A 24,193-nucleotide genomic window follows, 5' to 3' on the forward strand; every position below is an offset into this window, starting at 1 on the left:
TGTTCAGCTTTTTTTGTGCCCATGCAATTTGAACACATGTTTGGTGGTTACCGTAAAACATTAAAAAAAGCGCCTGGTTACACTTTTTAAGCCGTTTTTACATACACCCTGCTTTAAATTCCACACCAAATCGCAGCAATAAAAACAGCTATTTTAAAATATATTTGCTTTTAAGGTTTAAGCTACAGGTTGCAAAACACTGTTCATGGTGTTGTAGCGGCTTACCAAAATTTCAGTGTTATACCGCTTAACACCATTAGCATCTCTAAAGGCTGTTGTTTGTACTTTGCCTTCTACATACAGCACGCCGCCCTTTGCAAACTCTACTTCAGAGCTTACGATGCTTCCGGGTACCAGCAGCTGATGGTACTCCATATGCGGGCCTTCTTTTTTGCTGATCGTTTCCTGGGTAACCAACTTGCAAAACAGGTACTGCTGGTTTTCTACTTTAAGCCACTTAGCGTCGTCGTAAACGTGTCCTACTAAAAGCACTTTGTTTATACATGATGTCTGATTCATTGGTATGATGGTATTGAAATCTCTTCTATTTAGTACTGGCATGCTCTACCAGGCCATGTACCTTGCTTAACAAATAATCAAGGTCAAACGGCTTTGCTATAAATTCATCACAGTTGTAATAACCCAACGAGCTAATCACCCTTGGATGTGCCGACAAAATGATCACCGGCAGATAGCTGGTTTTCCTATTGGTTTTAATCTGGTGGCATATTTCGCCGCCGTTAATACCGTTCAATATGTAATCAATAATCACCAGGTCGGGCTGGTACTCGTCAATCAGCTTAAAAACGTCATCGCCGCCCTCAGCCATTTTTACACTAAATCCGTCGCCGCACAGCGCCTCGTTAAGTACGTCCAGTATAGCGGCGTCATCGTCAACAATCAAAATCCTCTTTTCCATTAGTTGCTCTATCGCTCTTTAACAATTTCAGGCTGCACACTGTTTTAAGGTGGTTATCACCTTACAGCATGTTTTACAAACAGATGGATACAATAACGCAGATTGCAGGTAAGCAGCTAACGGGCTGTTTAACCTGTGTAACATAGACGGCATTGGGGCTATTACTATAAATTTATAGTACAAATTTACAGCGGACGATTTTTACTAAGAGCGTATTTATACGCAGATACCCCAAATTTTACCAAAAAATTAATTATTAATATAAAATTATACCTAAATATTAATGTTTTTGAGAACTAATTTACTATCCCATTAATTATTGCGTATCGCACAAGTGCGGCGGTATTACGGGAGCCAGTCTTGTCTATTAGGGCTTGTCGCTGGCTTTCTATTGTCCGTTTACTTGCAAAAATCTTGTCGGCTATCTCCTGGTTGGTGTATCCTTCGGTAATCAGCCCAAGTATCTCTATTTCTTTAGCAGAGAGGTCGATATCATGCATGGGCTGCAACGATGCAGGATCGGGTATGGTAAGCAGTCGTTTTAAAAACTTTGTAGACAGTTCTGAGCAAATGTACTGGTTACCATCGCACACGTGTTTTATGGAAAATATAAGTTCCGCAGCGCTTACATTTTTAAGCATGTAACCACTGGCGCTTGCCTGGAAGGCCTTAATCACGTATTTCTCATGATCCAGCGCGGTTAACATAATTACTTTAACTGCCGGGTAGTTCTTTTTTATGTGTTCCGTTAACTCAAGCCCTCCCATTTCGGGCATGTTCATGTCGGCCAGTATAACATCCGCCTTTGTGCCATTGTTAAGCAAATCTATAACCTGCCGGCCGTTAACCGCTTCGCCGGCAATAGTTAGGTCCTGCTCTTTCTCCAGCAAAGACTTTATGCCGTTTCTTACAATATTATGGTCCTCTGCCAGTATAATGTTGATCATTTTAATGCTTTTGATTTCGTTTTACAACAATTAAGAGGGCCGGCTATTAATTCTATTTAAATGTGAATGATTATAAATGCCCCTCATCGTCAGACTCGGTCCTGGTCATAGATATAAGCAGGCCTTTTAGCCGTTCTATATGTATGCTCAACTCTTCGGCCCGAACTTTATACTCTGCATATTGCTTGCCGGTATTCTCGTTCTCTTCCCGCCAAACAATGCCCAGCAGCAGGTTGCGCCGCTCCTCCAGCATCCGTATAGATACCCATATAGATTCTTCCATGTTTTCGGCCTGCCTTTGCATCAGCGCCGCCTCGGTATAAACGTGGCCGGTGTGGCACCTGTACCTGGGGAAGTTATCGTTCTTAATCCGCCATAGGCCGCCTCCGCAATCAGGGCAGGTGAAGTTGCTATGGGTGCCAATTTTTTCCATGTCGGTAATTTTGCTCGCCATACGCTCAGTTATATCGGCTTCAATTTTCACGTCCTCTGGTATTGGCAAAGTTTTAACCGGCTTTGCCACCATATCGGCCACTATGTAGCCCATATCTTCCAAAAACACCTGATTGTCTATCTCTACATTGCTGATGGCACTTACCGGCATATCGTCGTACTCTGCCTCTGCAGGGTCTTGCACAATAGCCATCCCGCCGCTGCGCTTTATGGCAGCCAGGCCAGATGTTCCATCATCCAGCAAGCCGGTTAGTATAATGCCAATGGTGGCTGCACCGTAGGCAACCGCTGCCGAACGGAACAACACATCTATTGATGGGCGCCAGCGGTTTTCATGCGGCCCCAGCACTAACCTTACTTCACCTGGTTTTACCAGCATGTGCACATCTGCCGGGCTTATATATAAGTGGCCGGCTTGTATCTGCTCGCCATCTGTAGGTACCCGGCAAGTAAATGCTGTGCTTTTTTGCAGCTGTTCTTTAATTACATGGGCCTGCGAATGTTTAGACATGTGTATCACCACAAATATCGCAACAGGCAAGTCAGCCGGGAATTTCTTCATCAACTGATTCACAGCCTTAATACCACCGGCGGATGTCCCTACAACAACTATTCTTTGTGGTTCCATTTATCTACGGTCTCTCCCGGGTAGCTTAAAAATTAAGGGTGATATTTACAGCGGTACCTTTGCCCGGGGCCGACTGCACGTCCAGCTTGCCATTATACAGGTTTACCCGGTTCTTAATACTGCTTAGCCCCGACCCGGATACTGCCCTCTCGTTCTCTTTATACCTAAAGCCTACCCCGTTGTCTTTTACGTGTATTTCTATGTGTTTATTTTTCTTTATCTCTATTTTAACCTGGCTAGCGCCTGAGTGTTTCATGCAATTGTTAAGCAGTTCCTGTATAATACGGAAGATGCTTGTTTCCAGCACAATATCAGGCCGCTGATGAAAACCGGTGGCCCGGGTTTGAATATGCATTTTTGATGATGACAGCCGCTTAGCCAGCTCCTCAATAGTAGCCGGCAGCCCAAAATCAGTCAAAATAGAGGGCGCAAGCTCAAAGGAAATGTTCCTGGTTTCTGCAATTGCCTGGTCTATCAGCAAGTTGATATCCTGCTGCTCGTTATTCAGCGGCCGCCCAGAATTCAATAAGCCCAGCTTTATTTTTATCCCATATAACAGCTGGCTTACACTGTCGTGCAGCGAATCGCTGATGCGCCTGCGCTCGTTCTCCTCGGCAGTAAGGGTGGCCAGGCTAATTTCGTTCTGCTGGTTGCGCTTAAGTTTAATGGTCTCCTCTTCTATCCGGCGCTTTTCGGTTATATCTATAATTATACCGGCCAGCCTTTTAACGTTGCCAGCTTCATGTATAACATGCCCCCGTATACTGGCGTAAGATAACCCTCCTTCAGCATTCATAATGCGGGTTACTACATCAATCTCTTTATCAAAGTTAATGGAGTTACGAAAGCAGTGGTCAACCATTTCCCTATCCTCCGGGTGCAAAATGTTGATGAAGTTTTTATATCCCCTGTCAAATCCGTTGCCGTGCATTCCGCCTAAAATATTACGGTTAAATTCGTCCAGGTAAAACTCCATAGTTTCCAGGTCGAGCTCCCAGGTACCCGCCGCGGATGCCTCTAGCGAAAGCTGTAGCCTGTCCTTGGTTTCGGCAAGCGCCCGCCGGGCTTCTATACTTTCGCTTATATCAATAATAGCTACGTAATATTGCGGCTGCTCGCCCAAAGCAGCCTTTATTGCAATGCCTTCTATCTGCGCGTGAAATTCGCGCCCGGTTTGCGACCGCATGGTAAGCTGGCAGCTCTCGCGCGCCCGCCTTATAGACATTTCATGATAAAAGCGGTAAAAAACATCCGTATGCACGGGCACAACAAATTGTATCAGCCGCTTGGAGGCAAGCCCCATTTTGCCGGTTTCCAACAAGGTTAGCCCGGCATTGTTAACATCAGTTACTACGCCCGAGCTGTTTAGGATGAAGTACCCTATTGGCGCCAGGTTGTAAATGCTGGAGAACCTTAGCTGCTGCAATTCCAACTCTTCGTTGGCAAGCTTCAGCTCGTCATTTTGCATTTCCAGCTCTATCTGGTGTACCTGCAGCTCCTGTAATATCGCTTGTACATCCTGCTCTGCGCCTGTAGCGTTGTTTTCGCCCGCGTTATCAACCGCCCGCTCTGCCATATCTCTCAGCCGACCGGGTAACATGTTATTTGATATGCCTGATTTGGGCTTCAATCCTGTTCTTTAGTTATTGTTAATAATGTAAGCGACGGTTGGTCTGTTTTCAAATCGCGCAGCGGAACGGCTGTAAACTTATATTTCCCATTAACGCTGCCTTGTAAGGTGACCTGCGCAGATTCGGGCGTATGTGTCTTTTGGCTTTTATTTAACATTTTCAATACCTTGTCTGTTTTAGTGTAGGCAGATAATATTGCAATGAAGTCGTGGCCTTTTACATCTTGCGCCGGCATAGAAAAGGTGTCCAGGAAAGCTTTATTCACTACTTTTACGTTATATTCGCCGTCTAACTGTATTACAGCATCAGTAACTACATTAACAACATCATCGGTATATCTGCTAAGCGTTTCAAGTTTATACTCTAACTGTTTGTAGCTGGTAATAAGTGTAAAGGTTAGCACCGCGCCGGATATAAAGTTGTCCAGCGTACGGTAAGGCATTATACGTACCCGGTACCATTCATCGGTCTTGGTTTTTACCTCTATCTCTTTGTTGGTAAGCTTTTCTATCACTTCTTTAATATCATTCTCCAGCGTAACGTTATCAAAGTTTGATACCACGTGTACTATTGGCCGGCCAACGTCTGTAGGGATAAGGTTAAACAGCTTGCGTACCTGCGGGGTGTACCTCAAAATATCCAGGTTGTTATCCAGGAAGATAGTGCCGATCTCGGTAGAGTCCAGCAGGTTCTTCATGTCGTTGTTCATGCGGGTAAGCTCATCTGCCTTGGCCTGATACTGCATGTTTATGGTCATCAGTTCCTCGTTGAGGGACTGCATTTCCTCTTTTGTCGTGAGCGATTCTTCGTTAGTGCTCTGTAATTCTTCATTGGTGCTCTGCAGCTCTTCGTTGGTAGACTTTAGCTCCTCTAACGATGTTTCCATCTGTTCTATAGTGCTGTTAAGCTGCTGCTTAGTGTATACCAGTTCTTTTTCCAACTCCTCTACAATGCCTGACGGCTGCTCGCTGGCCTTTTTAGACCGGGACGGTTTATTGACCAGTCCTCTATCTTCAAAAATAACCAGCACGAGGCCCTGCAGCCCGGTCTCTTCCAACAGCATGGCTTTAAGGTTGATGAGCCGTACCTTGTTACCCTCTTTTAGTTTTATGTCGTTTATGCTTGCGTGCTCCTTTTGTGCACGGGCCTGGTGTATAAGGTTGCCTACTACATATCGCAGTTCTTCGCGGGCCATTTTATGTATGTTCATTGCTGCCTCGCCGTTCGGCAACTCTAAAAACTTACCTGTCTTGCCGTTGGTGTACAAAATGTCTCCTTTGTCGTTCACCAGTACAGATGACGGCGTAAATTTCTCGAGCAGTATGCGGTTAAAGGTGTCGGCTACCGAGCTTTTGCTGGCCAGCTTTTCGGGGTCATCCATTTTATTGGAGATAAGCGGATATTGTTTAGCTACATGGAACGGAAAATCTATCATTTTCCCCATCAGCGGGTTGCCTTCTTTGCGTTCGTACAGCTTCCACTTGGGGTCTGTTGATACAAACATATCTGTAAAGCCGCCGATGGTTTCGGCAGGGCCCATAAACATTATGGCGTTAGGATTAAGCGCGTAGTGGAATATAGGGATGATTTTTTTTTGCAGTTCGGTAGTAAGGTATATCATTACGTTGCGGCAGCAAAGCAGGTCCAGCCGGGTAAAGGGCGCGTCCTTTATTAAATTATGCTGCGCGAAAACGATCATGTCCCGCAGCTCCTTTTTTACCTGGTAAGTATTATCCCGTTTGGTAAAGAACTTCTCGAGCCTTTGTTCAGACACATCTGCTACTATATTATCAAAGTAGATACCGTTGCGCGCGTGGTCAATAGCTTCGGCATCCAGGTCGGTGGCAAACAGCTGTATTTTAGGCCACTCTTTTTTCTTCATGTCCTCCAGGCATTCAATCAGCAGCATTGCAGCGGAGTACGCCTCCTCGCCGGTGGAGCAGCCGGCTATCCAAACCCGTAAAGAATCGCCGTGCTTTTTATGTTTGATGAGCGCGCACATCTTGTTCTTAAGCGACTCAAATGCCGGGGCATCCCTAAAAAATTTGGTAACCCCTATCAGCAACTCGTTAAATAAAACATCTATTTCGGGCGGGTTCTCTCTCAGGAAACCAACGTAGCTAATGTAATCCGGCAGCTGGTGGTAGGCTATCCTGCGGTCGATACGGCGGGTGATGGTGCTTTTTTTATAAAGAGAAAAATCGTGCCCGGTTTGCGATCGCAGCAGCATCAGTATTTTTTGTATAGAGTTGGAGTTTTGTATGGCGGTGCGCACCTGGTCGCTTGCCTCCTCGGTAAGTACCGGGTGGTTAAGGTACTGGATCAGCTTAAGCGGCATTTCCTCGGGCGAGAGCACATAGTCTACCAGGTTGGTGCTAATGGCGGCCAACGGCATGCTGTTGTACTGCGCGGTATCAGGGTCCTGCGCCATGGCCATCCCCAGCTTCTCCTTTATCATGCGGATACCCGTCTCACCATCAGACCCCATCCCCGAGAAGATGATACCAACGGCACGGTTCCATTGATCGTCGGCAAGGCTCTGCAAAAAGTAGTCTATAGGCTGGCGGTAACCATTGGGCTTGCTTGGGGCCAACAGCAGCAGTTTGCGGTTGTGTATGCCCATATCTTTATTGGGCGGTATAATGTAAACCTTATCCTGTTCTACGGCAATTCCATCAAAAGCCTCTACAACGGGCATGCTGGTAAATTTTTGTATCAGTTCGGCAACCTGCCCTTTGTGGTCGGGGTCCAGGTGAATGATGATCACAAATGCCATTCCGCTGTCTGCAGGCATATGCGTAAAGAACTTCTCAAATGATGGGAACGCACCAGCCGAGCCACCTATGGCTACAATAGGAAACGACCTGCTCTTTTTTGTTTTAGAAGACCCTTCTTCTGACTTAGGTAAGGTTTCGGGTTTTATTTTGGGTTGTTGCTTAACGCTTTTGCTGGCCATTGTGTATAGTTAAAGCTTGTTGCCGGTTTAAGTAAAAGTAGGAATTTATTAACGGCAGAGGGTTTACTCCCGGCGCGTTTAATTAAACATCAAAGTTAATAATATACTAAGCACGCGTTATTGATGCAGCCGTTACTTTTTAGCTGCATCTGATAAATAAAAAAGCCGGGCAAGCTTGCGCTTACCCGGCTGGTGAAAGGTTTGGGGGACTGTATTTATTGTACCTTATCCAACGGCGCAATATTGCTTTCAGATCCGGCGTAGCCTTTGTTCTGATTGATGTGACCGTTTATATTCAGGTCTATATCGTTCTGCGGTATCGGCCACAGCACGTGGTACGGCGATATAGTGTAATGGTTACCCGAGTTGGTTATAACATTTGGGTTCTTGTAGAAATCGTTCTTTTCCATAATCCTGTCGTAAAAGAAGTTATTGGTAGAGAACGAGGCCACATTATACGATTTACCATTATACGCAGCCTTACCTGTTTGCGCAAATATGAACGCCATACGGGTAAGCTCGGTTTTACGCGGCTCTTCCCAGTACAGTTCGCGCTGGCGCTCATCCAGTATGGTACCGATGTTTACAGCGCTTGCATCTGTAAGCGGCTGTGCTTTTGCACGTGCGCGCACTTTGTTAATATCGTCCATAGCCTGGGCGTTCTGGCCTTTCCACCAGTAAGCTTCGGCGCGCAGCAGGTAGGTCTCTGCCAGGCGGAACACATACCAGTCGGTGTTGGTACCGCGTGGCGGGCTCCACCATTTATCTACAGCAGTAGGACCAGAACCGATGAATACTTTGTAGTGCGGCCAGCCAAACCACGCGCGGATGGTATCCTTAGCACCATTCAGGAAACGTTTGTTTACGTTATCTGCGGTGTATTGCTCCAGCTTTTTACCATACCAGGTAGGGTCAGAAGTTTTGATGGCCGGGTTGTTGTAAACCAGATCGGTCATGTCCATCCACATGCCTTTGGCGTGGCGCAGGTCGGTGTTATCGTTCCAGATGTATTTGGTAGCATAAGGTGTACCGCGCAAGCGGCCAATACCACGGCCATACCACAACGTAAGCGGAAACTCCTCAGTAATCTTATCGGATATACCCGGTTTTAACGCACCCGGGGTTAAGATGGTACCATTATGCCACATGGGCACACAGTTACGCATCACCTGCGATCCGTTGGCAGTAGCACCGTCCAGCGTTTCCCGGTCAACAACAATATAAAGCGCTTCTGTATTTGCAGCAATAGCTTTGTTTTCAGGGCGGTGAAGGTCCCAAATCACGTTTTTTGATGCATCGCCTGCAACTATACCAAACCGGTTGGTCATCAATGCATAAGGCCCGTTAATAGCGAGGTTACATGCTGCAATAGCCTCATCAAACAAGCCTAATGCTAAGTCTATTTTTGCAAGCAAGTGGCCTGCAGCACCCCTGGAAGGCTCGCCCTTATTGCCATTATCTACTAATTTAGTTACAGCAAAATCAAGATCGGCTTTCATTTGCTTTAGAATTACCATGCGCTGGGTGGTAAAATAGCCGGTATTGACGCCGGTTTCTTCTTTTAACACCAACGGCACATCACCAAACTCATGCACCAGGCGGTAGTACCGGTAAGCACGATGAAAGTATGCACCCGCCAGCACCTTGTTCTTTTCGTCTTCAGATGACCATGTTGCATCATTTATTCTGGAGATAATTACATTGGCATCATGCACACCTTGCCACCAAACCTGCCAGTAGCGCCCTATTTTATTGTAGTCATCGCTGTTAAGGTTAGCGGTTGGAGTTATTCGTACGTTTAAGTCCTGAGCCGGTGTAGTCTTATCTGTTGTTCCTTCAACTGCCGCATCGGTAAATAACGATTCTGTTAAAAGCGGCGCTGCATCACCAAAGAACTCAAACCTAACACTAAGGTTTAAGTTTAGCAATGCTGCCCTAAAAGCTGCCGGAGAATTTAGCGTATTGCCTGGCGTAAACTTAGATGGAGCCTCTGGAACAAGCTCGCTGCGTTTGGTACATCCGCTTGCTGCAACTATCGCAGCAATTGCAAATCCTGCTATTATGTTCTTATTAATCATTTTCATTTTCTTATCTCTTTTACATTAGAAAGTCACGTTGAAACCAGCTGACAAGTAGCGTGGTGTAGGACCGTTGTTTTGAGGATCCCACAGCGGCCAATTGGATATTACTGCTGCGTTAGTAGCATTAACAAACAACTTAGCACTGGACATACCCGCACGTTTGATTAGTGCCGGGCTGAAGGTGTAACCTAACGATACAGTTTGCAGCCTTGCAAACGAGGCTTTACGCCAAACGTTAATAGTAGTACCGGAAGAGCCTGAATTTAGCCTTGCGTAATCGTTAATCGGATTGTCCGGCGTCCAGTAAGGGAGCACATAAGAGTTCATACGCCCGTAGCCAACGCTGCCCGCATTGTTAGTTGCCTGGTTGTACTGCCTCAACTGGCCAATGCTTGATACCAGCATGAAGGAAAAGTCAAAGTTTCTCAGGAAGTTGAAATCGTTACGTAACGACCATGTAAACTTTGGATTAGTTGTACCAAGAAAAACTTTATCATCGTTCGTGAATTTAAAGTCGCCGTTCATGTCCTGCAATTTAAAGTCACCTGGCTTAGCACCGTACTTAGCAGCCTCGGTAGCATCAGGAGTTTGCCACACACCAAGTATCTTGTAGTCCCAAACAACATTTACGTCGCGGCCGATAAACCAGCCGTTACCACGATCATCATTCTCAAGCGTTACTGTATTACCGTTCGCATCGGTTGACTGGTATTCACCATAGAGGTGAACTATTTTATTACGGTTCATGTAAAATGTACCAGTAGCATTCCAATTGAAGTTGCGGCTTTTCATGACCTTGCCTTCCAGCAGAACCTCGATACCTTTGTTGTTTACCTGGCCTATATTGGTAAGCAGATTAGACGTAACTAAACCTTGTATGCTTGCTAATGAGCGGTTAACAATGAGATTGGTAGTTTTACGGCTGTAAACATCTACCGAACCACTTATCCTGTTGTTCAGTATAGCAAAGTCTAACCCAAGGTTGGGGCCTGTAACACGTTCCCACGTAAGATCGTTGTTTTGCAATGACGTTACATAGATGCTGTTGTTATTAACAACCACGCCGCCTGGCGTAACTGTAGGATACTTACCTGCAACAATAGTTGCAAGAGCCAGGCTCGGGTCTGCTGTGCCGCTTGATAAGCGGTTACCGTTTGAACCATAGCCTACACGGAGTTTACCGTAGTTAAGCCACTTAAAAGCATCCTTTTTAAAGAACCCTTCGTCGCTGAAAGTCCATGCAACGGCAACATCGCCGTAGGTCTGCCTGGGTTGTTTCAAGCCAAAAGGAGAGAAACCATCACGACGCACAGTACCTGTAATGTTGTATTTACCCATTAAGGTATAATTAAGACGCCCCATTAAAGCATCAGCATTATAAACCCGGTCGTCACTGCTTTCAATAGGTAGTGTACCTGCACCAATGTTGTGGTAGCCCAATACATCGCTAGGGCTGAATTGAGTGTTTGATGTATTTGTATACCAGGTTTGGTATTTTTCTTTGTTTAGCAGGAAGGTCGCGTCGAAAGCGTGTACTCCAAACGTTTTATTCCAGGTCAGGATATTGTCCAAATTGTAACGGTACCTGGTTTCCATCGTACGCTGACCGGTACCTCCCGCCAACTCGTTGGGGTTAGCCACAGGCCGGAAAAAAAAGTTGCGATAGGACTCAAACTGCGGAGAAAAATTAAGCGTGTATTTAAATCCAAAAGGCAGATCAACCCTGGTGAACAATGTAGAAAACAGCACGTTTTGCACGTTCACGTTCTGGTTGTATTGCTGCCCAAGGAAAGGGTTACGCTGATTTAAGCCGCTGTCATCGGTGTCAATCCTACGAAGGCTGCCGTCTGCGTTGTAAACGTCGCCGTAAGGAGAGGAGGCTATAATTTGCGTCCAATCGGCCTCGGTACGATCTATAGACTGGCCCGAAAGCGATCCGGCTGATGCGCCTTCATCACGTACGGCGTATTGCGCGTTAACACCTATAGTAAGAAACTTTGCTGCTTTGCCTTCCAGGTTAACACGGAAACGGGTATTGTTGTACTGTCCGCCTTTAATCAGGTTCTCGTTCTTTGTAAAGTTGCCTGAAAAATAGTAGCTAACATTATCGCCTCGACCAGATAAACTTGCTGTGTAATCCTGGCGTAAACCGTTTCGAAAGATAAGCTTTGACCAATCTGTAACTTTGTTGTTTTGATAATTGGCTATTTCATTTCCGAATAACCCTAAACGCTGCAGATACACTGTAACCGGATCACCTGTAGCCCCGTTCAGGAACTGATCTACAGTTACCCCACTGGGAAGGGCGCGCGGATCGCTATAGTAGTAATATGGATTAGATGAGTTGGCACTACGCTGTACATCTGCTCTCCATTTCAGGAAATCTTCTCCCTGGTAATACTGTTGGTTCTGCAGCAATTGAGCAACACCAACATTGCCATTAAGCGTGATTACAGAACCACCTTTTTTGCCTTTTTTGGTAGTTATAGCTACAACACCACCTGCGGCTTGGGCACCATAAACTGCAAGAGCACTCGGGTCACGCAGTACATCTACGCGGTCTATGTCATTCGGGTTAATATCGGCAAGTTCACCAAAGTAAATTACACCGTCCAACACAATAAGCGGACGGATATTTGCTGAAAGGCTAGCTTGTCCCCTCAATTGCAAATCGCCAACACCGCCACCCTTAGGTGATGTATTAAGACCTACAGATATACCGGGAACAGCGCCACGAATTACATCTGTAACGCTTTGTGGGTTATCATTTTCAAACTTATCGGCTTTTATACTGGTAATAGCACCGGTAACATCTTTTTGTGCACGGGTGCCATAACCAATTACCACTACCTCGTCAAGTTGTTTACTGTTATCTGCCAAAGTTACGTCAACAGTTGTACGCCCGTTAATTTGTACCTCCTGAGTGGTGTAGCCTATAAAGCTGAACACAAGCGTACCATTGCCAGCCGCGCTTATGGTATAAGCGCCGTTCACGTCGCTCATTACCCCGGTGCCCGTTGTTTTATTTTTTACGGTAACACCGGGAATTGTAACGCCCTTGCTATCCTTTATCACACCTTTTACGGTAAGTTCCTGCGCAAAGGACACCGTGAAAGTTGTAAGGAGCAGAGCAATAATTAAAGTAAGTTTTCTTTTCATAATCTATCATTATTGTTTCCTGATTTACTAAGCAGCATTTCAGCTGCGGATGGTCAAATCGACAAACCTGGTTTGTCGATTTTGCGTGTGCAGATACCTGCGATCTGGAGTTCACTACATCATGCTTAGTTCCGGTTTTTAATTGGTTAAATACTGGTAATTGGAACTGTAAATGTAGCGTGAGAAGGCTATTAAATGCAATAGGTAAACAACTGATAATAAGACAGTTATTAATTTTGTGATACGCTTTAATCACAAGCCATAGACAGCGTAAATACCTGTTTATACAGGGTTTATGCTCGTAACTACTTACAAGGCCGAAAACTGCAATACGCTTGCTTCACAAGAAAAAAAATGAAAAAAAATCAACTATTTTGATGACCTTTCATTACTGTATAAAAACCATATTAAAACCGCTTTTTTGATGAAAAAACGCTTATAAAACCGCTGTTTTAATGCCTGTTTTTTTTGCTTAATACGCAAATGAAAATAATGGGAGTAGATTAACTGCATTAAAAAGCTTGATCAGGCTTTTTGCAGGTTTGTTGTTGATAAATTCTGCCTGTGACTTTACATTTTGAGCTGATATCTTAACAAAATTTCATCCAATAATCCTATTTAAATGCCTGGCTACATTAGTGGAAGTTTGCGGTTGGGCTATTTGCAGTAAAAGGCTTAGCCTTATTGCGGTAATTTCAACTAAGCAAAGCAGGAAACATGATTATCGCCTAAAGTGCGATGCTAAATGCGAGAAGGTAAACGTTGAACTATACGAATGTATATTACCCTATTTCAGAGCAAGTTTGTGTATGAGGGGGTAATTACAAAGGAGCAAGTAGCTGTTTTACATCATAATAGCGCCTATCAATAACTGACTAAAGTAAGACGATAGCTAAGGAAAAAACATAAAAAGCTGTTATAGAGGTGGGCTTAAGCTACCTGGCGGTGAGTTGTATAGCGTTTAAAACCGGTTCGCCCTTTACAGGTACAAATACAATATTAATACCTTTGCCATCTGAAGCAATTACTGTAAATTTTTCTGCTCCTGCAGTCAGCGGACCATACTTACCGGCAATTGAAAAATTTTGGAGTACTGCCCTGCCATTCACTTCAACAGTAAATACCCTGTCTTCAAGGCGGGTTCCTTTATCCGCATTATCCAAATTGTAAGCTAAAGCTTCCGTTTGTTTGTCGGTAGTTAGTTCGGCAAAGTGGAGTGTAAGCTGATAATTTCCGTCGGGCACATTCATTTTAAAAGACTTTATACCGACTTGTTGCGTTTGATAAATCGGGTCGTCTGAAGTTTTATTTATGTTGCGATCGGTACCGTAACCTACCCGGCCATTACCGGGAAGTTTGAACGGAGTTCCTCCTGTGTAGCCAAAACCTCCTTTGGTATATATGGGTGCCGGCATCCATTCGGTTCCTGCCGATGAGTAGAAAAACCTTTTTGATCCCAGTAAGACATTAATATTCAGCGCTTTTGAACTTTGCTGTTTCAGATTGGCTGGTAAAAGGTTAAACTTTACAGCTACATCGTCGCGAATTGCTTTACCACCAGATGGAGAAGTTGCTGTCAACTGATTAACGCCATTTACAAAAGGCACGCTCCAGCTTATTATACCATTTTCCGTGGTTTTTGTACCAAGCGTTTTGCCGTTCAGCTTAAGCGAAACAGATTTTTGATTAGTAAAAACCCTTACTAGTTGTGTGGAGGTCCTGGGGGTTAAGCTATCTGCCAGGCCAGCCCTGTTGTTCCAGTTAGATATTTTCAGGAAAGGTGTTTTAAGAAGATTCGCCTGATATAAAAAATAAACATCTTTCGGCGAACGGTTTTGCGTAAGCAAGCCTTTTGAGTTTATATGTGGCGTAGTTTCGGCCCGTTCTTCAGAACTGAAATCTGCCAGGTTCCATATTATTCCGGCGCTAACAAAAGGGCGGGTCATTATAGCATCCAGATAAACCTTGTGAAAATCTACGGCGTAATCTATGCTTTTGTCAAAGCGTTCTGGTGTTAACGACCGTATTCTTGAGTCTGCATCGGCACCATACTCCGTGATCAGCATAGGTAATTTAGGATAATCCCCATGAAATTTGTCAAGGAATTTTCCAAAGTCCTCTGTTTTTCCGCTGTACCATCCCTGGTATAAGTTCCAGCCTATCAGCATTGGCACGTCAACTATGCCAGCTTGTTTATAGCGATTATAATCGCCGTGGCATGCGATCATGGTGTATCGCGCCGGGTCTTCTTTACGTGCTATGCTATCCAATAGCGCTGCCAGCAACCGTACGTTTTTAAAATATTCTTGCTGACGCGGCTTGTCGTTACCATACTTTGGCCGGAGCAAAACCTCGTTCATGTAAGCCCAAATTACAATACTTGGGTGATTAAAGTTTTGTTTAATCATCTCCATCAGCATGTTTTTACTGTTTTGCGTAAACTCCGGCGTTTCGGTAATGGCATTTACTACCGGTATTTCTACAGATGCTAATATGCCCAGGCTGTCGCATGCGTCAAGTACTTTTTTATCCTGCGGATAATGGGCTACGCGTAAAAAGTTACCGCCCATTTTCTTAATCATAGCAACATCGTGCACGTGGTATTTAGCCGTAAGCGCGTTACCGAGGCCTTCAAAGTCCTGATGGCGGCTCACCCCCATCAACTTATATGGCTTACCGTTGAGGAAAAAACCTTTTTCGCCATCAAACTTATACCAGCGCAGGCCCAAAGGTTCGGTTACTTTGTCAAGTACCTTCCCCGTTTTTGCATCGGTTATGGTAGAGACTACCCGGTATAAGTAGGGATGTTCGGGTGTCCATAAATGCGGGGCCGCAATTTCCGGCAGTTCCGTTTCAAAGGAATTTTCTGATCCATTTCCCTCAATTTCCACACTTTTTTGAGCAACCTTTTTGCCGGTTTTGTCGAGCACTACCGTGCTTAACAAAAGTTTACTTTTTTGTACCGAGGTGACCTTACCAGTGACCTTTAATATCGCCTTTTCTGCGGAAACGTTTGGCGTGGAGATAAAGACGCCATCTGCAGCAAAGTCTGTATTGAAATGGGTGGTGTTTGTTTTTACGAGATAGACATCGCGGTATAACCCGCCAAAAAAAGTGAAGTCGGCTGTAAGCGGCGGGATGTTCTCATTGTAAGCATTGTCTACAGCAATAGCCAGCTCATTTTGCTGACCATACTTTAAATACTTGCCTAGGTTTACATTAAAGCGCGTGTACCCGCCGTTATGAGCAGCTATTTTTTCGCCATTCAGGTAAATGTCTGCTACCTGGTTTGCGCCATTGATGTACAGGTAAACCTGGCCGCCTTTATCCGCTGCGGGAATAAGCACTTGTTTTGTATAAACTGCCGGGCCGCGATAGTAACCTGGCTCATCATCCATTACGTCTTTCGCGTTCCAGGTGTGAGGCAAAGAAACTGTTGAAGCTTTTTCAGATGGGGATCCATACGCTCCTTTAGCGAACTGCCAGCCTTTATCCAAATTAATTATAGTACGTTGCGCCTGCGCTGAATTCAGCTGAGCAACAAATGCTATTAACAAAGAGAAAATGGCAGCCAGTTTCTTCATACCAGAGTTAGTAGTTAAATGCTTTTTTAATACCCAGTTCCAGCCCACGCAGTTCGGCAAGGCCGCGTAGACGACCTATAGCAGAGTAACCGGGGTTCGTTTTTTTATGCAGATCATCCAGCATTTTATGACCATGATCCGGGCGGAAAGGCATGCGGATGTCTTTCCTGCCACTCGCATCGCGTTTTTGTTGTTCTTCCAGCAAGGCCTTCATTACTTCGTACATATCCACATCCCCGTCCAGGTGGTCAGCTTCGTGGAAGTTACCCAACTCGTCACGTTTAGTGCTGCGCAAGTGAATAAAGTGGATACGGTCGCCAAGGCGTTTTACCATTGCCGGCAGGTCATTGCTGGCTATCACACCAAAGGATCCGGTGCAAAATGTTAAACCGTTGTGCCGGCTGTCTACAGCATTGTATAAGTCCAGGATGTCTTGCTGATTACTTACCACACGCGGTAAACCAAGTATATCATAAGGCGGATCGTCCGGATGGATGCACATCAGCACTCCGGCTTGTTCCGCTGCAGGAATCACCTGCTGTAAAAAGTAAGCAAGGTTGGCTTTTAGGGCTGCTGCATCTATCCCCTCGTAAGTAGCCAGCACATCGGCAAATTCCTGTATCGTATAACCCTCTTCAGCACCGGGCAAACCAGCTATAATGTTTTTTACCAGCAGCTCAGCCTCTGCTGCAGAAAGCCCGCCAAAATACTGCCGGGCTTTATCTCTGATGATCTCCGGATAACTTTCTTCCGCTCCGGTGCGTTTCAGCAGATGAATATCAAATGCCGCGAATGCAACCATATCAAACCTTAACGCGGTTGAGCCATCCGGCATTGGGTAATCCAGATCGGTGCGTGTCCAGTCCAGCACGGGCATAAAGTTGTAACAAACAATATCAATCCCGCATTGGCCTAGGTTAAGCAACGAGGCTTTATAATTCTCAATGTATTGCAGATAGTTGCCTTTACGCTTCTTTATATCCTCGTGTACAGGAACGCTTTCCACAACCGACCAATACAAGCCGGCTTGTTCAATAATTTGTTTACGTTTTTGTATTTCTTCAACCGGCCATACTTCGCCGTTAGGCATATGGTGCAATGCAGTAACAATGCCGGTAGCACCTGCCTGCTTAATGTCAGAAAGAGATACGGGATCATTAGGGCCGTACCAACGCCATGTTTGTTCTAAACTCATTTTGGTTTTACTTATAGCGTGTAATTATTGGCATTTGTATTTAAAAAGTCCCACCTAACGGGGCTAAATGCATCTACCAGCATACCATCTTCCAAACACAGGCAACCGTGTACAGTGTAGGGCGGGGCGTAGTAACTGTCGCCTTTGCGGATGATCTTCACCGTATCTCCCATGGTCATCTCGAACGCGCCGCTTTCCACATAAGTAACCTGGGCATGCGGATGGCTGTGCAGCTCGCCACGGCCACCTTTGTCGAATTTAACTTTTACCATCATCAGCTTATCGTCGTACCCAAGCACTTTACGCTTAACGCCAGGTGCAACGTTATGCCAGTCGGTGTCTTCCTCAAATTGAAATAGCGTGCTCTGTATCATATCAGTTCTTTAAAGTACCGGCTGCATTAATCACCGGCTTCTTTTCAGTTAAACGCTTTTGTCTTAATAATGCTTCCAGATAGTAGTAATCAGCATAAATTATTGGCACATCTATCTCGCTCTTGGCGGGTAAATGGCCGGTACTGTGCAGCAGCATAAAGCCCCTGGCACTGTCTGGCTGCGCCTGATAAGCGGTGTGCAGGCTCTTTATTATTTTATCAGCAGTAGCTTTATACTTTTTACCGTTTTTGCTGTAGGTGCTTAGCTCGTACAATGCTGACGCAGTAACCGCCGCTGCTGATGCATCTCTTGGCTGAGTTTTTATATCAGTAGCGTCATAATCCCAATAAGGAACCAGATCAGCAGGCATGTTAGGGTTGCTAAAGATGAACCTGGCAATTTGCTCTGCCTGCTGCAGGTAAGCCTTATTATGGGTTTCGCGGTAACACATTGTAAAACCATAAAGCCCCCACGCTTGCCCCCTTGCCCACGATGAACTGTCTGCAAAACCCTGGTGCGTTTGCTTGTGTAAAACCGCTCCGGTTTCAGGGTCATAGTCTACCACGTGGTAAGAGCTGTAGTTCTCTCTGAAGTGGTTCTTCATGGTAGTATTGGCATGTGTTACAGCTACGTTGTAAAAGCGTTTATCGCCGCTGAGTTTGGCTGCCTCGAACAACAATTCCAGGTTCATCATATTATCTATGATTACCGGGAACTTCCATTCCTTCCGGTTGTCCCACGACTTAAGAGAGCCTACTTTAGGATTAAACCTTGTTACAAGCGTTTTCGCCGCTTCTAATACAACATCTTTGTAGTGGGCATCATGTGTAAGCCTGTAAGCATTCCCCACGCTGTTATAAAGCTTAAAGCCCATATCGTGCGTTCCGGCATTGGCCTTCTCCGCCTCCATTAACGTGGTAAACGGAACAGCCTTTTGTTTCCAGCTTTCGGCCCCAGTGTACTCGTACAAAAACCACAAATTGCCCGGGAAAAAACCGCTACACCAATCGCGGGTAGGCACCAGTACTAGTTCTCCGTTTCTGCCCAGTGTACGTGGCGATACCAGGTTGGGCTTATCGGGATTCTTTGCTTTGTTAGTTTCTTTCAGCATTACATCTGCCTGATGCTGCGCAAAAACAAAAGCGGGCTTATAGTCTTGCTGGGCAAGGGCGTTTGTACCTGCTCCCGTTAGCAGAAGTGCTATGGCGATTTTTCTCATCATCATCAGTTTGCAACCTTAATTTTGATCACCAGCTTCTTCACTGTGTCAAAGCCATCCACCTTTATGTTAGGCCGGTGTGCATCCTGAGGGAAAAACAGGAAGAACGTTCCGGGCTCTGCTCTATAGTACTTACCCTCTGTCGTGTAGTTCGCCACATCTTTGGCTGTATCATAAGCATTGGTAACCGTTGCTTTAGCAACCTGCTCAACTCCAATCTTCTCTTTACCAGTTATCACATATTGCAGGTCGATATAGTTTTTATGCGATTCCCAGTTTGCTTTATCCAGCTCTTTTGACGGCGCTTCTGTTATGCTGGCATAGGCGTTATCTCCGTCGATAGGGTATTTGCCCGGTGCCAGGTTAGCAAGATCATGCTCTTTTATAAACTGAAAAGCTTTATCCCAGGTGGTTTGAGCGGCATGATACTGGCGGTAAAACTCCGCGGCGTTAACAGAAGCATGCGGCTTAAGCGTTGTGCCGTTGGCCCAGCTTCTTCCTTTAAGCCACTTGTTGGCCTGCCCCCGCGTCACTGTAGTTTTTGATGTATCCTGCGCTTTAACAGACAGCATTGCCGAAAGCAACAAAACACAAACAATTAATAACTTAGTGGTGTACTTAGTTATCATAATTTATAGGTTTTTACAATTGGTTTAACGGTATTTTGATGTGCTCTTACACCGTATTTAACTCCAATTATACGATGTAATGCAATAGAAAGCCCCGAAACCGACCTATATTTCTACTACAACGTTTTAGTAAACCTGCAACAGCGCGGCTACAACGTTTTCGTAGAAATAACATCCGGGTTTCTTTTTATTAAAACCTCATTGCGTTAGAATTGCCTGCTGTTATTTTGCAACTTAAATACCATTGCTTTGAAAGTATTACACAGTGTACACCCCGAAGATTTTAAAACTTACCAAACCGACAAAATCAGGGAACGCTTCCTAATAGAAGACCTGGTACAAGACAATCAGCTAAACTGTGTTTACACGCACTATGACCGCATGATAATAGGTGGGGCAAAACCCGTGAACGAGACCCTGCAACTACCTAACTATCCGAACCTGCGGGCAACCTACTTTTTGGAGCGACGCGAGATAGGCATCATTAATGTTGGTGGAGATGGTACGGTAACAGCCGACGGGCAACGCTATGAAATGAAGAAGCTGGACTGCCTGTATATAGGCAAAGGCGCAAAAGAAGTCAGCTTTAGCAGTGCTGATGCCAGCAAGCCTGCGGTTTACTACATCTTATCATGCCCTGCACATCATACATACCCAACTGAGCTGATGACGCTTGAAAAAGCAGCAAAAGTGAAGGCAGGCAGCGCGGAGACCGCCAATGACCGCACTATAAACAAATACATACATGCCGATGGCATAAAAAGCTGCCAGCTGGTGATGGGCCTTACTATTTTACATAACGGAAGTGTTTGGAACACCATGCCGGCACACGTACATGACAGGCGTATGGAAGCTTACTTTTACTTTGATGTTCCGGACGGGCAGCGGGTATTTCATTATATGGGCGAAGGGCACGAAACCAGGCATATACTGGTAAACAATTATGGCGCAGTGGCATCACCTCCATGGAGCATACACTCCGGATCTGGCACGGCGAGCTATAGTTTTATATGGGGTATGGCGGGTGAGAATACCGACTATACCGACATGGATGCTGTTAAGATAGAAGATATCCGCTGATCCCTTTGGTTTATAATAGCCTGACATTACTAAATTTTTATTACATTGGTAACTGCAAACAAAGACTCGGAGGAGCAGGGACAGTTACTATATATGAATTTTAATGCGATTACGATAAGGGACATTGCCAGGGCTTTACAGCTTTCAGTATCAACGGTATCCAAAGCCTTAAGGGATAGCTACGAAATAAGCGAAAAGACCAAAAAGCTGGTTGTTGAATATGCCGAAAAGAACAACTACCGGCCTAATCCAATAGCGCAAAGCCTTAAAAAAGGGCACAGTAAATCTATTGGAATTGTTGTTTCTACTATCGAAAATCAATTCTTTTCCCAGGTGATCAACGGTATCGAGTCGGTTGCTTACCAGGCAGGGTTTAACGTCATCTTCACTCAAACACATGAATCGTATGAGATGGAAGTTAAGAACGTAGATCAGCTGGCGCACCATTCCCTTGACGGTTTGCTCATATCGCTCTCTACAGAAACAAAGGATATTGAGCATCTCAAACTTTTGCACAAACGAGGGTTGCCAATCGTCTTTTTTGACAGAATAAGTAATGAGATAGATACGCATAAAGTTATTGCTGATAACTTTAAAGGAGGGTATGATGCAACGAAACACCTGATAGATTCCGGGTATAGCAAAATAGCGCATATAACCAGTCCGCCCAACATCTCTATTACCAAAGAGCGGCTTGCAGGATATAACCAGGCGCTTAAAGATGCGGGCCTTACTGTACCACCCGAGTATATTAAACATTGCTCGCACGGTGGCCGCGACATTGGTGAGATAGAGAACTCCTTAAACGAGCTCCTGGCGCTTAAAGAACGCCCGGATGCCATTTTCACCACGTCTGACAGGATTACCACCACCACGCTGCTTTTATTGAACAAGCTGGGCATAAAAATACCAGAGCAAATAGCGCTTGTAGGTTACACCAACACTACGCTTGCAGACGCGCTAAACCCGCCGCTGACATCTGTGTATCAGCCCGCCTTTGAGATGGGCCAGAAAGCTGCGGAAATGCTTTTAAACCTGATACTAAGCAAACGGCCGGTTACCGAGTTTGAAACCGTCACCCTTCCAACGCAGTTGTTTGTGAGAAAATCAACAGCGCCACGGGAGGTGTAAGCCCCCTTTTTCTGCCACATACCGAAAACGATTTCGTAAATAAATAAAGCGTTAACCTGTAATTAACGCCTCTGCGCCAATACTTTTGGGTGTGCATCTACTATTTCCAGTTATAAACCTGCACGCACATAACTTTACTATCGTGATCAAAAAATTGCTGTTAAGCATTGTGATAAGCTTAGGTTTAGCCTGTAACATCCGGGCGCAAACGGTGGCTTTAGATTACTATTTTAACCGTGAGGTTAAGAAAACTGCCAACGGTGCAATGCAGCGTTTCCACTACACCTGGGAGGACCAAAGCAATTCGGGTTTCTCTTTATGGGGTAAGGAGTTTGACAAACTCGGCGCAAAGCTCGATTCGATACCTGTTGCACCAACAGCAGAAAACCTGAAGAATGTAAGCGTATACATTATTGTTGACCCAGACACCAGGAAAGAAAGCGCAAGCCCTAATTACATTACCCCTACCGATGCCGACGTTATTGCTGCATGGGTAAAAAAAGGAGGCGTGCTTTTGTTAATGGCTAATGACAGCGCTAATACCGAGCTGCAGCACTTCAACATCCTGGCTGCAAAGTTTGGCATGCACTTTAACAACGATATGCAAAACCATGTTATAGATGATGCACATTTTAACGATGGCGCCATCAGCATTAAAAACAATAAGGTATTTAAAACAGCAACTAAGGTTTTCCTCAAAGACGTGTGCAGCATTGGCTTATCCGGCAATGCAAAGCCATTATTAACCGCAAAAACTGGCGCCGCCATTGCAGCAATTAGTAAGCATGGTAAAGGGTGTGTTATTGCAGTGGGTGACCCATGGCTCTATAACGAATATGTGAACGGGCGATTGCCTGCAGGTTACGAGAATGACAAGGCAATGGCAGACCTGGCCCGATATGTAATATCACTGAAAAAATAGTACCTCTTGAATGAGTTCAGTAAAAATACTTCAAATGCGTGCGGTGGGTTTTAGATTGGTTAACTGCAGCCTATCCCGCAGTGTGGGGAGATTGATTAATACGTTGATTTTAATTTTGGTTTTCGGTTGCATCGGCTGTGCGCAAAGCACGGCCGGTACCAACCGGGTTCACCTGTTCAGCATGGCCGATTTGGAAAAGACCAATCAACTTTATCGAGCCCATGATCATAATGCTGTAATACAGGTAAACAACTTGCTGAAACAAGCCGACTCGCTGTTAACGCAAGGGCCGTGGTCGGTAACTTTCGATAAGAAAAAGACAGCTCCAGGCAACAATCCGCATGATTACCTTAGCCAGGCTCCCTACTGGTGGCCTGATTCCAGCAAAGCCGACGGAAAGCCTTACATACGCAAAGACGGCCGGCGCAACCCCGAAATTTACGAACTTCACGATGCCGCGCAGATGGAGAAAATGGCATCTGCAGTCAAAAAGCTGGCGCTAGCTTATCACTTCAGCAAAAAAGCAACATATGCAAAAAAAGCAGGCCAATTGTTAAAGACCTGGTTTATTGATCCCGCAACAGCCATGAACCCTAATCTTAATTACGCGCAATATGTGCCGGGAGTAAATGAAGGCAGGGGCATCGGCATTATAGAAACAAACCGCTTGCTGCCGATTCCAGACGCGGTAACGCTGTTGCAGAACGGATTGGACGCTAATTTAGTTAATGGATTGAAGGATTGGTTTAAAGCGTACACGCAATGGCTGCTTACCAGCAAAAATGGCAAAGCCGAGCAAAAAGAACTAAACAACCACGGCACCTGGTTTGATGTACAGGTAGTGGTGTATACGCTGTTCTCTGGTGACGAGGCGACAGCCAGAAAAGAAATCACCGACCATACAATACCCCGCATAGCTAAACAATTTACCGCAGATGGCCGCCAGCCGCTTGAACTGGCCCGCACCCGCGCGTGGGACTACTCCAACATGAACTTAATGGCCTGGTACCGGCTCGCCTTTATTGCGCAGCAATTGAACATTGATCTTTATAATAAAACTGTCGATGGCAGCAAGGGCATAAAAACAGCACTGGAGTTTTTACTGCCTTATGCCGCAGGCGAACAAGCATGGCCCTACCAGGAAATAGGCGGCTACGAATACGGTAACATCAGGCGGATGGTACATACCGCACGCGTTGTTTACCCAGATCTAAAGCTCAAAGCTTTTGATAGAAAATTCCCGGAAGGCAACGACCCGTTGATGTTTCTTTTTTGACATTCCCGA

The 24,193-nt window shown here is 45.3% G+C and carries 17 protein-coding genes; 4 read left to right on the forward strand and 13 right to left on the reverse strand.

Annotated features, from left to right (window positions below):
- Positions 1-177: 177 nt before the first annotated feature.
- The 13 genes from DYU05_RS18830 to DYU05_RS18890 form a co-directional block, all read right to left on the reverse strand.
- Positions 178-519: a single-stranded DNA-binding protein gene (locus DYU05_RS18830; RefSeq protein WP_165852108.1), complete on the reverse strand. Its 342-nt coding sequence runs from the start codon at positions 517-519 to the stop codon at positions 178-180.
- 25 nt (positions 520-544) lie between these two features.
- Positions 545-919 carry a response regulator gene (locus DYU05_RS18835; protein ID WP_117384709.1) on the reverse strand — a complete coding sequence of 125 codons (375 nt, stop codon included), beginning with the start codon at positions 917-919 and terminating at the stop codon, positions 545-547.
- Positions 920-1,215: 296 nt separating this feature from the next.
- On the reverse strand, positions 1,216-1,866 hold the full coding sequence (locus DYU05_RS18840) for a response regulator (protein WP_117384710.1): 651 nt from the start codon (positions 1,864-1,866) through the stop codon (positions 1,216-1,218).
- A gap of 70 nt (positions 1,867-1,936) precedes the next feature.
- Positions 1,937-2,947 (reverse strand): chemotaxis protein CheB, encoded by a 1,011-nt coding sequence (locus tag DYU05_RS18845; RefSeq protein ID WP_117384711.1) that lies wholly within the window; start codon positions 2,945-2,947, stop codon positions 1,937-1,939.
- A 25-nt stretch (positions 2,948-2,972) separates the two neighbouring features.
- A complete protein-coding gene (locus DYU05_RS18850; protein ID WP_165852109.1) occupies positions 2,973-4,523 on the reverse strand; it encodes a PAS domain-containing sensor histidine kinase in 1,551 nt (516 codons plus the stop codon).
- Between the two features lie 50 nt (positions 4,524-4,573).
- Entirely contained in the window at positions 4,574-7,534 is a 2,961-nt protein-coding gene (locus tag DYU05_RS18855) for a CheR family methyltransferase (protein WP_117384713.1), read from the reverse strand.
- 215 nt (positions 7,535-7,749) lie between these two features.
- Positions 7,750-9,618 carry a RagB/SusD family nutrient uptake outer membrane protein gene (locus DYU05_RS18860; RefSeq protein WP_117384714.1) on the reverse strand — a complete coding sequence of 623 codons (1,869 nt, stop codon included), beginning with the start codon at positions 9,616-9,618 and terminating at the stop codon, positions 7,750-7,752.
- Positions 9,619-9,636: 18 nt separating this feature from the next.
- Positions 9,637-12,774 (reverse strand): SusC/RagA family TonB-linked outer membrane protein, encoded by a 3,138-nt coding sequence (locus DYU05_RS18865; protein ID WP_117384715.1) that lies wholly within the window; start codon positions 12,772-12,774, stop codon positions 9,637-9,639.
- 935 nt (positions 12,775-13,709) lie between these two features.
- Positions 13,710-16,358, reverse strand: coding sequence for a glycoside hydrolase family 2 TIM barrel-domain containing protein (locus tag DYU05_RS18870; protein WP_117384716.1), 2,649 nt, complete (start codon positions 16,356-16,358; stop codon positions 13,710-13,712).
- 7 nt (positions 16,359-16,365) lie between these two features.
- Positions 16,366-17,553 carry a mannonate dehydratase gene (gene uxuA, locus DYU05_RS18875; RefSeq protein WP_117384717.1) on the reverse strand — a complete coding sequence of 396 codons (1,188 nt, stop codon included), beginning with the start codon at positions 17,551-17,553 and terminating at the stop codon, positions 16,366-16,368.
- Between the two features lie 11 nt (positions 17,554-17,564).
- Positions 17,565-17,927, reverse strand: coding sequence for a cupin domain-containing protein (locus tag DYU05_RS18880; RefSeq protein ID WP_117384718.1), 363 nt, complete (start codon positions 17,925-17,927; stop codon positions 17,565-17,567).
- Between the two features lies 1 nt (position 17,928).
- Entirely contained in the window at positions 17,929-19,152 is a 1,224-nt protein-coding gene (locus tag DYU05_RS18885) for a glycoside hydrolase family 88 protein (protein WP_117384719.1), read from the reverse strand.
- Positions 19,152-19,775 carry a YhcH/YjgK/YiaL family protein gene (locus DYU05_RS18890; RefSeq protein ID WP_117384720.1) on the reverse strand — a complete coding sequence of 208 codons (624 nt, stop codon included), beginning with the start codon at positions 19,773-19,775 and terminating at the stop codon, positions 19,152-19,154. Before DYU05_RS18890 ends, DYU05_RS18885 begins: the two co-directional genes overlap by 1 nt.
- A gap of 249 nt (positions 19,776-20,024) precedes the next feature.
- Between DYU05_RS18890 and kduI the strand changes: the two genes are divergently transcribed.
- From kduI to DYU05_RS18910, 4 genes are all read left to right on the forward strand, one after another.
- Positions 20,025-20,855, forward strand: coding sequence for a 5-dehydro-4-deoxy-D-glucuronate isomerase (gene kduI, locus DYU05_RS18895; RefSeq protein WP_117384721.1), 831 nt, complete (start codon positions 20,025-20,027; stop codon positions 20,853-20,855).
- A 93-nt stretch (positions 20,856-20,948) separates the two neighbouring features.
- On the forward strand, positions 20,949-21,986 hold the full coding sequence (locus tag DYU05_RS18900; RefSeq protein ID WP_117384838.1) for a LacI family DNA-binding transcriptional regulator: 1,038 nt from the start codon (positions 20,949-20,951) through the stop codon (positions 21,984-21,986).
- A 142-nt stretch (positions 21,987-22,128) separates the two neighbouring features.
- Positions 22,129-22,908: a hypothetical protein gene (locus tag DYU05_RS18905; protein WP_117384722.1), complete on the forward strand. Its 780-nt coding sequence runs from the start codon at positions 22,129-22,131 to the stop codon at positions 22,906-22,908.
- Between the two features lie 103 nt (positions 22,909-23,011).
- A complete protein-coding gene (locus DYU05_RS18910) occupies positions 23,012-24,184 on the forward strand; it encodes an alginate lyase family protein (protein WP_165852110.1) in 1,173 nt (390 codons plus the stop codon).
- Positions 24,185-24,193 lie beyond the last annotated feature (9 nt).

The sequence above is a fragment of the Mucilaginibacter terrenus genome, from assembly GCF_003432065.1.
Classification (GTDB): Bacteria; Bacteroidota; Bacteroidia; order Sphingobacteriales; family Sphingobacteriaceae; genus Mucilaginibacter; species Mucilaginibacter terrenus.

Coding starts and splice junctions, on each gene's coding strand:
- DYU05_RS18830 (WP_165852108.1), bottom strand. CDS start 519: ATGAATCAGACATCATGTATAAACAAAGTGCTTTTAGTAGGACACGTT.
- DYU05_RS18835 (WP_117384709.1), bottom strand. CDS start 919: ATGGAAAAGAGGATTTTGATTGTTGACGATGACGCCGCTATACTGGAC.
- DYU05_RS18840 (WP_117384710.1), bottom strand. CDS start 1,866: ATGATCAACATTATACTGGCAGAGGACCATAATATTGTAAGAAACGGC.
- DYU05_RS18845 (WP_117384711.1), bottom strand. CDS start 2,947: ATGGAACCACAAAGAATAGTTGTTGTAGGGACATCCGCCGGTGGTATT.
- DYU05_RS18850 (WP_165852109.1), bottom strand. CDS start 4,523: ATGGCAGAGCGGGCGGTTGATAACGCGGGCGAAAACAACGCTACAGGC.
- DYU05_RS18855 (WP_117384713.1), bottom strand. CDS start 7,534: ATGGCCAGCAAAAGCGTTAAGCAACAACCCAAAATAAAACCCGAAACC.
- DYU05_RS18860 (WP_117384714.1), bottom strand. CDS start 9,618: ATGAAAATGATTAATAAGAACATAATAGCAGGATTTGCAATTGCTGCG.
- DYU05_RS18865 (WP_117384715.1), bottom strand. CDS start 12,774: ATGAAAAGAAAACTTACTTTAATTATTGCTCTGCTCCTTACAACTTTC.
- DYU05_RS18870 (WP_117384716.1), bottom strand. CDS start 16,358: ATGAAGAAACTGGCTGCCATTTTCTCTTTGTTAATAGCATTTGTTGCT.
- uxuA (WP_117384717.1), bottom strand. CDS start 17,553: ATGAGTTTAGAACAAACATGGCGTTGGTACGGCCCTAATGATCCCGTA.
- DYU05_RS18880 (WP_117384718.1), bottom strand. CDS start 17,927: ATGATACAGAGCACGCTATTTCAATTTGAGGAAGACACCGACTGGCAT.
- DYU05_RS18885 (WP_117384719.1), bottom strand. CDS start 19,152: ATGATGATGAGAAAAATCGCCATAGCACTTCTGCTAACGGGAGCAGGT.
- DYU05_RS18890 (WP_117384720.1), bottom strand. CDS start 19,775: ATGATAACTAAGTACACCACTAAGTTATTAATTGTTTGTGTTTTGTTG.
- DYU05_RS18900 (WP_117384838.1), top strand. CDS start 20,949: ATGAATTTTAATGCGATTACGATAAGGGACATTGCCAGGGCTTTACAG.